General features: G+C 68.6%; 1 protein-coding gene. It reads left to right on the forward strand.

Translation table 11 applies throughout. From position 1 onward, the window contains the following. Nucleotides 1-69 precede the first annotated feature (69 nt). A complete protein-coding gene (locus E5671_RS06815) occupies nucleotides 70-16,674 on the forward strand; it encodes a type I polyketide synthase (RefSeq protein WP_160502941.1) in 16,605 nt (5,534 codons plus the stop codon). Nucleotides 16,675-16,715: the final 41 nt, after the last annotated feature.

Consider the following 16,715-nt stretch of genomic DNA (forward strand, 5'->3'; position numbering starts at 1 on the left):
CGCACCAGCCCACCGATCGTCCCTCACCACCCCTGCACCACTCCGCGCCTCGACAAGGAGCTTGCGCCGATGAAGAACGAGCAGAAGCTTCTGGACAACCTGAAGTGGGTGACCGCGGAACTCCGTGAGGCCCGCCGCCGCCTCAGCGAGGTCGAGTCGAAGTCCACGGAGCCCATCGCCATCGTCTCGATGGCCTGCCGCTACCCCGGCGGGGTCGGCTCGCCCGAGGACCTGTGGAACCTCGTGGCCGAAGGCCGTGACGGCATCACCGAGTTCCCCACCGACCGCGGCTGGGCGGAGGACCTGTACGACCCCGACCCGGCTGCCGGCGGCAAGAGCTACACGCGGATGGGTGCCTTCCTGGAAGGAGCAGACCGCTTCGACCCGGACCTCTTCGGCATCTCACCCCGCGAAGCACTGGCCATGGACCCACAGCAGCGGCTGCTGCTGGAGACGGCCTGGGAGGCGTTCGAGCGGGCGGGCCTGGACCCGACCGGGAGGAAGGGATCCGCGACCGGCGTCTTCGCCGGGCTCAACTCCCAGGACTATCTGCTCCGTCTGTACCGGGCCACCGACGATCTGGAGGGTTACGCGGCCACCGGCAGTGCGGGCAGCGTGGCCTCGGGCCGGGTGGCCTACTCCTTCGGTCTCGAAGGCCCGGCGGTGACAGTGGACACCGCCTGCTCGTCCTCGCTCGTCGCCATCCACCTGGCGATCCAGGCACTGCGCAACGGCGAGTGCGACGCCGCACTCGCCGGTGGCGCCACGGTGATGACCAGCTCCTCCGCCTTCACGGTCTTCTCCCGACAGCGGGGCCTGGCGGCGGACGGCCGCTGCAAGGCGTTCGCGGAGGCGGCGGACGGCACGGGCTGGGGTGAGGGCGTTGGCCTCCTGCTCCTGGAGCGGCTGTCCGACGCGCAGCGCAACGGCCACCCCGTGCTGGCGGTGCTGCGCGGCTCGGCCGTCAACCAGGACGGCGCGTCCAACGGCCTGACCGCCCCCAACGGCCCGTCACAGCGCAGGGTGATCGAGCAGGCGCTCACGAACGCGCGGTTGCGGCCGGGTCAAGTGGACGTCGTCGAGGCGCACGGCACGGGTACCACGCTCGGAGACCCGATCGAGGCGCAGGCCCTGCTGGCGACCTACGGGCGCGAGCACTCCGCCGAACGGCCGCTGTGGCTGGGCTCGGTGAAGTCGAACATCGGTCACACGCAGGCCGCGGCGGGCGTGGCGGGCGTGATCAAGATGGTGCAGGCGATGCGGCACGGGGTGCTGCCGCCGACCTTGCATGTCGACCGTCCGTCAAGTCATGTCGACTGGAGCGCGAGGTCCGTCTCGCTGCTGACCGAGGCGCAGTCGTGGCCGGAGACGGGTGAGCCGCGTCGGGCGGCGGTGTCGTCGTTCGGTATGAGCGGGACGAACGCGCATGTGATCCTGGAGGGCGCGCCGGAACCCGCCGAGGAGGAGCCGCAGGAACCGCACTCCGGTCCGGTACCGGTGGTGGTGTCCGCACGGTCGGCGCAGGCGCTGGCCGATACTGCGGCCCGGTTGGCCGCGTTCGTGGAAGCCCGCCCTGAAGTGGAGGTCGGCCCGCTGGCCGCCCGCTTGTGGTCGGGGCGGGCCAAGATGGAGCACCGTGCCGGGATCGTCACCGACAACCCCGACGAACTGCGTGACGCCCTCACCGCGCTGGCGGACGGCAGTGGTCATCCGGCCCTGGTGGTGGGGCAGGGCCTGGTGGAGGCGGGCAGGACCGCGTTCGTCTTTCCGGGCCAGGGCTCGCAGTGGGCCGGTATGGGACACCGGCTGGCAGCCGAAGAGCCGCTGTTCGCCGCACACCTGGCGGCCTGCCAGGAGGAGCTGGCTCGCTGGTGCGACTGGGACCTGCTCGACGTCCTCGCCTCCGACGACGAGGATGCCCTGGCGCGGGTCGATGTCGTCCAGCCTGCCCTGTTCGCGGTGATGACCGGCATCGCCCGGCTGCTGGAGTACTACGGCGTCACCCCGGACGCGGTCATCGGCCACTCCCAGGGCGAAATCGCCGCCGCCCACATCGCCGGAGCACTGACCCTGGCGGACGCCATCGCAGTGGTGACGTTGCGCTCGCAGGCGCTCACGCGGCTTGCCGGTACGGGCACGATGGCGTCCTTCCCGCTACCGGCGGACGAGCTGACGGACCTTCCTGACGGCGTCCACCTGGCCGCCGTCAACGGACCCGCCACCACCGTGCTGGCCGGCGAGACCACCGCCCTGACCGAACTCGTCGAGACCTACCAGCAACGTGGTGTGCGGGCCCGGCTCATCCCCGTCGACTACGCGTCGCACACCCCGGCCGTCGAGGCCCTGCGCGAGACAATCCTGACCGACCTCACCCACCGCGCCCACATTCAGCCCCTCGCACCGACCATCCCCTTCTACTCCACCCACACCGGCGCCCTGCTGTCCGACGACCAGCTCCTGGACGCCACCTACTGGGTCGACAACCTCCGCCACCCCGTCCACTTCCACGACACAGCTCTCAAACTCCTCGACGACGGCCACCACACCCTCATCGAGTCCAGCCCCCACCCGGTCCTGGCCGCCGCCCTCACCGACACCCTCAGCGCACACCCCGCCAACGCACACCACTACCCCACCCTCACCCGCCACCACGACACCACCGCTCAACTCCTCACCACCCTCACCACCCTCCACACCCACCACCACAACATCGACCTGTCCCGGCATCTGCCCCAGCAACAGACCACCCACATCGACCTGCCCACCTACCCCTTCCAACACCAGCCCTACTGGCTTGAAGCCCCAGCCCAGCTCACCGACGCCACCGACCTGGGACTCACCGCCACAGATCATCCTTTCGTCACCACAGCCACCCAGCTCGCAGACACGAATCACATCGTCCTGTCCGGCCGCATCGGGCTGAAGACCCACCCCTGGCTGGCCGACCACGCAGTGTCCGGGACCGTCCTGCTGCCCGGAACGGCCCTGGTCGACCTGGCACTTCACGCCGGAGACCACACCGGCGCCACCCACCTGGACGAACTCACCCTCCACACACCCCTCACCCTGGACGACACCACCAGCCGCGACCTCCAAGTCACAACGGTCCCCCAGGCAAGCGGCTGGCAGATCACCATCCACTCCCGCCCCCACACCCACACCCACGAGCCCGACGGCACCGACTCCGAATGGACCTGCCACGCCACCGGCACCCTCACCACAACGAACGAACAGACCCAGCCCCTCACTCAGTGGCCACCCTCTAACGCCACCCCGGTCGAGATCTCGAACCTGTACGAGCAACTGGCTGAAGCCGGCTACGAGTACGGGCCTGCCTTCCGCGGCGTCACCGCCGTCTGGTCCCAGCCCGACGGCACCCTCCACGCCGAAGTCACCCTCCCCGAAGAGGCTGATCCGAGCGGACACACCATCCACCCGGCCCTCCTCGACGCAACCCTCCACCCCCTGACCACAGCGGCGGGTACGAGCAGTGAAGTACGGCTGCCGTTCGCCTGGACCGGCGTCACCGTCCACGCCACCGACGCCACCCACCTACGCGTCACCCTCACCACCACAGGCAACGACATCTCCGTCCAAGCCTGGGACCCCACCGGCGCACCCGTCGCCACCGTCACCACGCTCGCCACCCGCCCGGTCGACCCCACCACACTCCACAAGAACATCGGCACGGGAACGCGCAACAGCCTCTTCCACATGGCCTGGAAGCCGGCCGAAGCAGGCCATGAAGGTGTGGATGAGGACCAGATCGATGTCTACGCGACCCCAGTAGACCTGGAGGATCGAAGCCCGGCAGCTGCGCACACCGCGACAGAAACGGTCCTGGCTCACCTGCAGTCCTGGCTGGCCACCAACGAGACCACCGAGCGCCGCCTGGTGATCCTGACCCGGTCCGCCGTGGCCACTGGTCCCGCCGAGGACATCCACCTGGCCCACGCCCCCTTGTGGGGTCTGGTCCGCACGGCCCAGAGCGAGAACCCTTGCCGCATCCACCTCATCGACACCGACAACCCGGCCGAGACCTCGTACGTCACCCAGGGCCTGGCCACGGGTGAACCTCAACTCGCCTACCGTCGTGGCCAGTTCTTCGTGCCCCGTCTGGAACGCGCCGAGGGCAACGGTGTACTCGATCTGCCCGAGGAGAGCTGGAAGCTGGCTGCCGGTTCCGCCGGCACCATCGAAGCGGTCACCTGCGCGGTCACTCCCAAGTGGGATGCCCCCCTGGCCAGCGGGCAGGTGCGCGTCGACGTCCGTGCGATCGGGCTGAACTTCCGCGACACCCTCATCGCCCTGGGCATGTACCCGGGCGACGCACCACTCGGCAGCGAAGGCGCCGGTGTCGTCACAGAAATCGCCGACGACGTCACCGGCGTGGCGGTCGGGGATCGTGTCATGGGCGTCTTCATCGATGGCGCGGGTGCGCGGACGGTCACGGATCACCGTCTGGTCACGTCCATGCCCGAGGGATGGTCCTTCACCACCGCTGCCGGAGTACCGGTGGCCTTCTTGACCGCGTACTACGCGCTGTACGACCTTGCCGATCTGCAACCCGGCGAAACACTCCTCCTCCACGCCGCCACCGGAGGAGTCGGCTCAGCCGCACTCCAACTCGCCCAACACACCGGCGCCGACATCTACGCCACCGCCCACCCCACCAAACACCACCTCCTCACCCAACAAGGCCTCACCCCCACCCACATCGCCTCCAGCCGCACCCTCGACTTCGAACACCACTTCCGCACCCACACCCCCCACCACGGCATCGACATCGCCCTCAACGCCCTCGCCCACGAATACACCGACGCAACCCTCCGCCTCCTCCACCCCGGCGGACGCTTCATCGAAATGGGCAAAACCGACCTCCGCAACCCAGAAACCATCCACACCGACTACCAAGCCCACTACCAGAACTTCGACCTCATCGAAGCCGGCCCCGACCGCATCCAGCACATACTCACCACCCTGCGCGAACTCTTCGCCACCGGCACCCTCACCCCACTACCCACCACCTGCTTCGACATCCGCCACACCCCCCACGCCCTACGCCACCTCAGCCAAGCCCGCCACACCGGCAAACTCATCCTCACCCTCCCCCAACCACCCAACCCCAACGGCACGGTACTCATCACCGGCGGCACCGGAGGACTCGCCACCCTCACCGCCCACCACCTCATCACCACCCACGCCACCAAACACCTACTCCTGGCCTCCCGCACCGCACCCCAACACACCACACTCCGCGACGAGCTGGAAGCCCTCGGAGCCGAGGTCACCCTCGCCGCCTGCGACATCACCGACCCCCAAGCCGTCGAAGACCTCATCGCCTCCATCCCCCAGGAACACCCCCTCACGGCCATCATCCACACCGCCGGCGCCCTGGACGACACGACCCTCGCCAGCCTCACCCCCGACCGGCTCCACCCCATCCTCGCCCCGAAGATCGACGCGGCCTGGAACCTCCACCACGCCACCCGACACCTCGACCTCACCGCCTTCATCCTCTACTCCTCCGCCGCCGGCACCCTGGGCAACCCCGGCCAAGCCAACTACGCCGCCGCCAACACCTACCTCGACGCCCTCGCCCACCACCGCCACCACCACGGCCAACCCGCCACCAGCCTCGCCTGGGGCTACTGGAAACACACCACCAACCTCACCCACCACCTCACAGGCACACAACTCCACAAAGTCACCCACGGCACCCGACCACTGGAAACCGACCACGCCCTCCACCTGTTCGACTCCGCACTGGCAGCACCTCAGCCGTATCAGGTGTGTCTCCCCCTCAACCCCAACGCACTCCGCACCACCGAAACAGTCCCCGCGCTCCTACGGGACCTCACCCCGCACCCGACCCGGCGCACCGCCGCCACCGAGTCCCCCACCACCGCCGGCGCCCTGGCCCAAGAACTGACCGCACTGCCCGAAACAGACCGGGATCGCCGCCTGCTCGACCTCGTCCGCAGCAACGTCGCCGCCGTCCTCGGTCACCACACCCCCGAGGCCATCGACGCCCAACGCCCCTTCAAAGACCTCGGCTTCGACTCCCTCACCGCCGTCGAACTCCGCAACCGCCTCACCGGCACCACCAGCCTGCGGCTCCCCGCCACCCTGATCTTCGACCACCCCACCCCGCAGGCCCTCACCACCCACCTCCTCAATCAACTCCTCAACACCCCGCTCCAGACCACAGCCACCACCCACACCACCCACACCACCCCCACCACCGACGACCCCATCGCCATCGTCGCCACCGCATGCCGCTACCCCGGCGGAGTCCGGAACGCGCAAGCGCTGTGGGATCTCGTCAGCGACGGCATCGATGCCGTCGGCGATCTTCCGACCAACCGTGGTTGGGATCTGGACAACCTCTACGACCCCGACCCGGACGCCACCGGCAAGACCTACACACGCCACGGCGCCTTCCTCCACGACGCCGACCAGTTCGACGCCGACTTCTTCCACATGAACCCCCGCGAAGCCCTCGCCACCGACCCCCAACAACGCCTCCTCCTCGAAACCGCCTGGGAAGCCTTCGAACACGCCGGCATCGACCCCACCACCCTCAAAGGCAGCAACACCGGCGTCTTCACCGGAGTCATCTCGCAGGACTATCTGCTGCGGCTCCACCAGAACCCGGAGGGGCTGGAGGGCTATATCGCCACGGGCAGTTCGGGCAGTGTGGCCTCGGGCCGGGTGGCGTACACGTTCGGGCTGGAGGGCCCCGCCATGACGGTGGACACGGCCTGCTCCTCGTCACTGGTCGCTCTGCATCTCGCCGCCCAGTCCCTCACCCAGGGTGAGTGCGACATGGCTCTGGCCGGCGGCGCCACCATCATGGCCACGCCGGGCACCTTCCAGGTCTTCTCCCGGCAGCGCGGACTGGCACCCGACGGCCGCTGCAAGCCCTTCGCCGACGCGGCCGACGGCACCGGCTGGGGCGAAGGTACCGGACTCGTCCTCCTCGAACGCCTCTCCGACGCCCAACGCCACGGCCACCCCATCTTGGCGGTGCTGCGCGGCTCGGCCATCAACCAAGACGGCGCCTCCAACGGCCTGACCGCACCCAACGGCCCCTCCCAGCGACGCGTCATCGAACAAGCCCTCGCCAACGCCCGGTTGACCGCGGACCAGATCGACGCCGTAGAAGCACACGGCACCGGCACCACCCTCGGCGACCCCATCGAGGCACAAGCCCTCCTCGCCACCTACGGGCGCGAGCACTCCGCCGAACGGCCGCTGTGGCTGGGCTCGATCAAGTCCAACATCGGCCACACCCAGGCCGCCGCCGGCGTCGCAGGTGTCATCAAGATGATCGAAGCCATGCGACATGGCCGGCTCCCCCAGACCCTTCATGTGGACCAGCCCTCCACCCATGTGGAATGGGGGACGGGCCATATCGCTCTGCTGGCGGAGGCGCAGTCGTGGCCGGAGACGGGTGAGCCGCGTCGGGCGGCGGTGTCGTCGTTCGGAATGAGCGGGACGAACGCGCATGTGATCCTGGAGGGCGCGCCGGAACCCTTGGAGGAGGTGCCGCAGGAACAGCACGCCGGACCGGTACCGGTGGTCGTCTCCGCACAAACCCCGCAGGCCCTCGCCGAAGCCGCCGGCCAACTCGCCGCCTTCGTCGAAACCCACCCGGAGACGGACGTCGGCCCGCTGGCCGCCCGCCTGTGGTCGGGACGGGCCAAGCTGGAGCACCGTGCCGGGATCGTCACCGACAACCCCGACGAACTGCGTGACGCCCTCACCGCACTGGCGCACGGCAACGGCCACCCCGCACTCGTCGTCGGCCCCGGCATGGTGGAGGCGGGCAGGACCGCATTCGTCTTCCCCGGCCAGGGCTCCCAATGGACCCGCATGGGACACCGGCTGGCAGCCGAAGAGCCGCTCTTCGCCGCACACCTGGCCGCATGCCAGGACGAACTCGCCCGCTGGTGCGACTGGGACCTCCTCGACGTCCTCGCCTCCGAGGACGAGGATGCCCTGGCGCGGGTCGATGTCGTCCAGCCTGCCCTGTTCGCGGTGATGACCGGCATCGCCCGGCTGCTGGAACACCACGGCGTCACCCCGGACGCGGTCATCGGCCACTCCCAGGGCGAGATCGCCGCCGCGCACATCGCCGGAGCCCTGAGCCTGCCCGACGCCATCGCCGTGGTGACCCTGCGCTCCCAGGCACTCACACAGCTCGCCGGTACGGGCACCATGGCGTCCTTCCCGCTACCGGCCGAGGAGCTGACGGACCTTCCTGACGGCGTCCACCTGGCCGCCGTCAACGGACCCGCCAGCACCGTCCTGGCCGGCGAGACCACCGCCCTGACCGAACTCGTCGAGACCTACCAGCAACGCGGTGTCCGAGCCCGGCTCATCCCCGTCGACTACGCCTCACACACCCCGGCCGTCGAAGCCCTGCGCGAAACGATCCTGACCGACCTCACCCACCGCGCCCACATCCAGCCGGTTGCGCCGACCATTCCCTTCTACTCCACCCACACCGGCGCCCTGCTGTCCGACGACCAGCTCCTGGACGCCACCTACTGGGTCGACAACCTCCGCCACCCCGTCCACTTCCACGACACAGCTCTCAAACTCCTCGACGACGGCCACCACACCCTCATCGAGTCCAGCCCCCACCCGGTCCTGGCCGCCGCCCTCACCGACACCCTCAGCGCACACCCCGCCAACGCACACCACTACCCCACCCTCACCCGCCACCACGACACCACCACCCGACTCCTCACCACCCTCACCACCCTCCACACCCACCACCACGACATCAACCTGTCCCGGCATCTGCCCTCCAAGCCGCTACAGGACCTGGACCTCCCGGCCTACCCCTTCCAACACCAGCCCTACTGGCTCCAAGCCCCCACACAACTCACCGACGCCACCGACCTGGGACTTACCACCACTGACCATCCGCTGCTCAGCACGGCAACCCAGCTCGCCGACACCCACACCACCGTCCTGTCCGGCCGCATCGGGCTGAAGACCCACCCCTGGCTCGCCGACCACGCCGTGTCCGGAACGGTCCTGCTGCCCGGAACCGCCCTGGTCGACCTGGCACTCCACGCCGGAGACCACACCGGCGCCACCCACCTGGACGAACTCACCCTCCACACACCCCTCACCCTGGACGACACCACCAGCCGCGACCTCCAAGTCACCACCACCCCCCAGGCAAATGGCTGGCAGGTCACCATCCACTCCCGCCCCCACACCCACGAATCGGACGGCACCGACTCCGAGTGGACCTGCCACGCCACCGGCACCCTCACCACAACCCAGGAACCCGCCGAACCCCTCACCCAATGGCCACCTGCCAACGCCACCCCGGTCGAGATCTCGAACCTGTACGAGCAACTGGCTGAAGCCGGCTACGAGTACGGGCCCACCTTCCAGGGCGTCACCTCGGTCTGGTCCCAGCCCGACGGCACCCTCCACGCCGAGATCAACCTGCCCGAAGAGGCCGACCCGAGCGGACACACCGTCCACCCGGCCCTCCTCGACGCAACCCTCCACCCCTTGGCCACAGGGGCGGGTACGAGCAGTGAAGTACGGCTGCCGTTCGCCTGGACCGGCGTCACCGTCCACGCCACCGACGCCACCCACCTACGAGCCACCCTCACCACCACAGGCAACAACATCACCATCCAAACCTGGGACCCCACCGGCACACCCGTCGCCACCATCAACACCCTCACCACCCGCCCCATCGACCCCACCACACTCCACAAGAACACCGACACGGGAACCCGCAACAGCCTCTTCCACATAGCCTGGAAGCCCGCCGAAGCAGGCCATGAAGGCGTGCCTCACGACCAGATCGATGTCTACGCGGTCCCAGCCGACCTGGAAGACCGGAGCCCGGCAGCTGCGCACACGGCGACAGAAACGGTCCTGGCTCACCTGCAGTCCTGGCTGGCCGCCAACGACGCCACAGACCGGCGCCTCGTCATCCTCACCCGGCACGCCGTGGCAACAAGCTCTGCAGAGGACATTCACCTCCCACATGCGCCCTTGTGGGGCCTGGTCCGCGCCGCGCAGAACGAAAACCCGGGCCGCATCCACCTGATCGACACCGACAACCCGGCCGCCGACGCCCCATACGTGCAACAAGCCCTAGCCACCGGCGAACCCCAACTCGCCCACCGCAACAACCAACTCCTCGCACCCCGCCTCACCCGCACCACCACAGCAGCCGACTCCACCGTGCAGCCACTCAACCCCAACGGCACGGTACTCATCACCGGCGGCACCGGAGGACTCGCCACCCTCACCGCCCACCACCTCATCACCACCCACGCCACCAAACACCTACTCCTGGCCTCCCGCACCGCACCCCAACACACCGACCTGCAACACGAGCTGGAGGCCCTCGGAGCCGAGGTCACCCTGGCGGCCTGCGACATCACCGACCCCCAAGCCGTCGAAGAACTCATCGCCTCCATCCCCCGGGAACACCCACTCACGGCCATCATCCACACCGCCGGCGCCCTGGACGACACCACCCTCGCCAGCCTCACCCCCGACCGGCTCCACCCCATCCTCGCCCCGAAGATCGACGCGGCCTGGAACCTCCACCACGCCACCCGACACCTCGACCTCACCGCCTTCATCCTCTACTCCTCCGCCGCCGGCACCCTGGGCAACCCCGGCCAAGCCAACTACGCCGCCGCCAACACCTACCTCGACGCCCTCGCCCACCACCGCCACCACCACGGCCAACCCGCCACCAGCCTCGCCTGGGGCTACTGGAAACACACCACCAACCTCACCCACCACCTCACAGGCACACAACTCCACAAAGTCACCCACGGCACCCGACCACTGGAAACCGACCACGCCCTCCACCTGTTCGACTCCGCACTGGCAGCACCTCAGCCGTATCAGGTGTGTCTCCCCCTCAACCCCAACGCACTCCGCACCACCGAAACAATCCCCGCACTCCTACACGACCTCACCCCGCACCCCACCCGACGCACCACCGCCACAACCCCCGGCACCGGCCACGGCTCCGCACTCGCCGAACGGCTGGCCGCACTCACCGAGCCGGCCGACAAACAACGCCTGATCCTCGATCTCGTCCGCACACACATCGCCGCCGTCCTCGGCCACAGCCAGCCCGACAACGTAGACCCACAACGCCCCTTCAAAGACCTCGGCTTCGACTCCCTCACCGCCATCGAACTCCGCAACCGCCTCACCAACGCCACCACACTGCGCCTACCCGCCACCCTCATCTTCGACCACCCCACCCCGGACGCCCTCACCACCCACCTCCTCAACCAGCTCCTCAACACCCCACTCCAGACCACAGCCACCACCCACACCACCCCCACCACCGACGACCCCATCGCCATCGTCGCCACCGCATGCCGCTACCCCGGCGGCATCCGCACGGCCGAAGACCTCTGGCTGCTGGTCGCCGAAGGGAAGGACGCCACCTCCGGCTTCCCGACCAACCGCGGTTGGGATCTGGACAACCTCTACGACCCCGACCCGGACGCCACCGGCAAGACCTACACACGCCACGGCGCCTTCCTCCACGACGCCGACCAGTTCGACGCCGACTTCTTCCACATGAACCCGCGCGAAGCCCTCGCCACCGACCCCCAACAACGCCTCCTCCTCGAAACCGCCTGGGAAGCCTTCGAACACGCCGGCATCGACCCCACCACCCTCAAAGGCAGCAACACCGGCGTCTTCACCGGAGTCATCTACGCCGATTACGGACCGCGCCTGATGCACCGGACACCCGAGGGCTTCGAGGGGTACCTCGGCAACGGCAGTGCGGCGAGCGTGGCTTCGGGCCGGGTGGCGTACACCTTCGGTCTGGAAGGCCCGGCCATGACGGTGGACACGGCCTGCTCCTCGTCGTTGGTGGGCATGCACCTGGCCGCCCAGGCCCTGCACCAGGGCGAGTGCGATCTGGCGCTCGCCGGCGGTGTCACCGTTATGTCCACACCGTCCGCCTTCCTCGAGTTCTCCCGGCAGCGGGGGTTGGCTCCCGACGGCCGCTGCAAGCCGTTCGCCGACGCGGCCGACGGCACCGGCTGGGGCGAAGGCGCCGGACTCGTCCTCCTCGAACGCCTCTCCGACGCCCAGCGCAACGGGCATCACGTCCTCGCCCTTCTCCGGTCCTCGGCCGTGAATCAGGACGGCGCGTCCAATGGCCTGACCGCCCCCAACGGCCCGTCACAGCAGCGTGTGATCGAACAGGCCCTCGCCAACGCCCGGTTGACCGCCGACCAGATCGACGCCGTAGAAGCACACGGCACCGGCACCACCCTCGGCGACCCCATCGAGGCACAAGCCCTCCTCACCACCTACGGCAAGGCCCACACCACCGAACAACCGCTCTGGCTCGGCTCCATCAAATCCAACATCGGCCACACCCAAGCCGCTGCCGGCGTCGCGGGCGTCATCAAGATGATTCAGGCGATGCGGAACGGAACGCTGCCGCCCACCCTGCACGTCGACCAGCCCAGCAGCCACGTGGACTGGAGTGCGGGCAGTGTCTCGCTGTTGACCGAGTCCCGGCCGTGGCCGGAGACCGGCCGTCCGCGCCGTGCGGCGGTGTCCTCGTTCGGCATCAGCGGGACGAACGCGCATGTGATCCTCGAAGCCGCCCCCGAACCCCAACCGGCCGAGACGGAGCCGCAGGAACAGCACGCCGGTCCGGTGCCCGTGGTGGTCTCGGCCCGCTCACCCCAAGCCCTCGCCGAAACAGCGGACCGACTCGCCGGCTTCGTCCAAGCCCACCCCGAGGTGGAAGTCGCCCCGCTGGCGGCCCGGCTGTGGTCGGGGCGCGCGAAGCTGGAACACCGCGCAGGCATCGTCACCGACCACCCCGAGGAACTGCACGCCGCGCTGACCGCGCTGGCCGGCGGCCGCGACCACCCCGCCCTGATCACCGGCCCCTCCCCCACCACGGCGGGAGCGGCCCGCTGGGCCATCGTCCTCTCCGGCCAGGGCAGCCAAAAACCCGGCATGGGAGCCCACCTCCACCAGACGTACCCCGCCTACGCCGACGCCCTGGACGAAGTCTGCCAAGCCCTGGACCCACACCTGCAGATACCGCTGCAGCAGGTGATGTTCGCCGAAGCCGGCAGCGACCACGCGGCTCTGCTGGAGACCACTCTCTACACCCAGCCCGCCCTCTTCGCCCACCACATCGCCGCCTACCGCCTCCTGCAGGCCAGCGGCGCCACACCCCACGCCCTCATCGGCCACTCCATCGGCGAACTCTCCGCCGCCCACCTCACCGGCACCCTCCCCCTCAACCTCGCCGCCGACATCGTCGCCACCCGCGCAAAACTCCTCCACACCCTGCCCACCGGCACCGGCATGCTCGCCGCCCTCACCACCCCCGACACACTCACCAAACACCTCCACCACCACCCCCACATCGAAATCGCCGCCCACAACTCACCCACCGCCACCACCCTCGCCGGACCCAGCAACGCCCTCGACGAACTCGCCGGCGAACTGACGGCCGCCGGCATCCACACCCGCCCCCTCAACGTCACCCACGCCTTCCACAGCGCCCACACCGAACCCATCCTCGACACCTTCACCACCCACCTCACCAACCTCTTCACCCACCACCACCTCGGCGACGCCACCATCCCCGTCATCTCCAACCTCACCGGCACCCCCGCCACCCCCGAACAGCACCACAGCCCCACCTACTGGACCCAGCACATCCGCCAACCCGTCCACTTCCACCAAGGCATCACCCACCTCACCCACACCGAACACATCACCCTGTTCACCGAACTCGCCCCCCACCCCACCCTCACACCCCACCTCCCCACCCACACCACCCCCCACCACCCCAACGAAACCCACACCCACCAAACCACCCTCACCACCCTCCACACCCACCACCACAACATCAACCTGTCCCGGCATCTGCCCTCCAAGCCGCTACAGGACCTGGACCTCCCGGCCTACCCCTTCCAACACCAGCCCTACTGGCTCCAAGCCCCCACACAACTCACCGACGCCACCGACCTGGGACTGACCACCACTGACCATCCGCTGCTCAGCACGGCCACCCAGCTCGCAGGCACGAATCACATCGTCCTGTCCGGCCGCATCGGACTGAAGACCCACCCCTGGCTGGCGGATCACGCCGTGGCAGGAACGGTCCTCCTGCCCGGAACCGCCCTGGTCGACCTGGCACTCCACGCCGGAGACCACACCGGCGCCACCCACCTGGACGAACTCACCCTCCACACACCCCTCACCCTGAACGACACCACCAACCGCGACCTCCAAGTCACAACGGTCCCCCAGGCAAGCGGCTGGCAGGTCACCATCCACTCCCGCCCCCACACCCACGAGCCGGACGACACCGACTCCGAATGGACCTGCCACGCCACCGGCACCCTCACCAAAACCCAGGAACCCGCCGAACCCCTCACCCAATGGCCACCTGCCAACGCCACCCCGGTCGAGATCTCGAACCTGTACGAGCAACTGGCTGAGGCCGGCTACGAGTACGGGCCTGCCTTCCGCGGCGTCACCGCTGTCTGGTCCCAGCCCGACGGCACCCTGCATGCCGAAGTCACCCTGCCCAACACGGCCGACCCCGCCGGACACACCATTCACCCGGCGCTTCTCGATTCCGCCCTTCACCCTCTCGCCACCACTAGGGGCATAGAGAGTGACGTACGGCTGCCGTTCGCCTGGACCGGCGTCACCGTCCACGCCACCGACGCCACCCACCTACGCGTCACCCTCACCACCACAGGCAACGACATCTCCGTCCAAGCCTGGGACCCCACCGGCGCACCCGTCGCCACCGTCACCACGCTCGCCACCCGCCCGGTCGACCCCACCACACTCCACAAGAACATCGGCACGGGAACGCGCAACAGCCTCTTCCACATGGCCTGGAAGCCGGCCGAAGCAGGCACCACAGATGTCGACCTCAACGAAGTCGACATCTACCGGCCAGAGACATATCCCCAGGACAATCCGCAGGCCGCACACGACGCAACCGAAGCGCTCCTCCACCACCTTCAGTCCTGGCTGGCCGCCAACGACGCCACAGACCGGCGTCTCGTCATCCTCACCCGGCACGCTGTGGCAACAGGCCCCACCGAAGACATCCACCTGGCACACGCCCCCTTGTGGGGACTGGCCCGCACCGCCCAGAACGAAAACCCCGACCGCCTCCACCTCATCGACACCGACAACCCGGCCGCCGACCCCTCATACGTGCAACAAGCCCTAGCCACCGGCGAACCCCAACTCGCCCAGCGCAACAACCAACTCCTCGCACCCCGCCTCACCCGCACCACCACACAAGCCGGAAAAGCCACCCCTCAAACCCTCGATCCCGACGGCACGGTTCTCATCACCGGCGGCACCGGAGGACTGGCCACCCTCACCGCCCACCACCTCATCACCACCCACGGCACAAGGCATCTGCTCCTAGCCTCCCGCACTGCACCCCAACACACTGACCTGCAACACGAGTTGGAGGCCCTCGGGGCTGAAGTCACCCTGGCGGCCTGCGACATCACCGACCCCCAAGCCGTCGAAGAACTCATCGCCTCCATCCCCCAGGAACACCCACTCACGGCGGTCATCCACACCGCCGGCGCCCTGGACGACACCACCCTCGCCAGCCTCACCCCCGACCGCCTCCACCCCATCCTGGCCCCCAAGATCGACGCAGCCTGGAACCTCCACCACGCCACCCAACACCTCAACCTCACCGCCTTCATCCTCTACTCCTCCGCCGCCGGCACCCTGGGCAACCCCGGCCAAGCCAACTACGCCGCCGCCAACACCTACCTCGACGCCCTCGCCCACCACCGCCACCACCACGGCCAACCCGCCACCAGCCTCGCCTGGGGCTACTGGAAACACACCACCAACCTCACCCACCACCTCACAGGCACACAACTCCACAAAGTCACCCACGGCACCCGACCACTGGAAACCAACCACGCCCTCCACCTCTTCGACACCGCACTCACCACCACCCAACCCCACCACCTCTGCCTCCCCCTCAACCCCAACGCACTCCGCACCACCGATCGCCTGCCTCCCCTCCTCCATGACCTCGCACCGGCAAACCGCCATACCGCCGCCACGGCCCACCCGACCGGCACCGATCTTGCAACCCGACTGCGTTCGCTGCCGCCGGAGTTGCAGGAGAAGCTGGTGCTCGAAGTCGTCTGCGCCGACGTCGCAGCAGTGCTCGGCCACAAGGGTGCGGACACCATCGATCCCCAACGGCCCTTCAACGAGCTGGGGTTCGACTCGCTCACGGCAGTACAACTCCGTAACCGCCTCAGTGAAGCCACCAGCCTGCGTCTCACTTCCACCCTGATCTTCGACTACCCGACGCCCGTTGACTTGGCCCGGTACGTCGGCACAGCCCTCGGCATCGGTGAGGCATCGATCGAATCGGCGTTCTTGGCCGAGATCGACGAGCTCGAACAGGCCTTGATCGAACGTGCCGAGGACGATTCCGGACGGATGAAGGTGACCCGTCGGCTTCAGGCTCTCCTCTCTCGCCTCAATGAGAGCGGACGGCCGACGACAAGCGGCGAGGGCATCGAGGACAAACTGCGTTCGGCGTCCAACGAGGAACTCTTCGATCTGATCGACGGCGATCTCGACCTTTCCTGATCCACAGCCGCTCACCACCAGAGCAATTCCGCATAGAGGAG

It is taken from the genome of Streptomyces sp. BA2 (genome assembly GCF_009769735.1).
Taxonomy (GTDB): domain Bacteria; phylum Actinomycetota; class Actinomycetes; order Streptomycetales; family Streptomycetaceae; genus Streptomyces.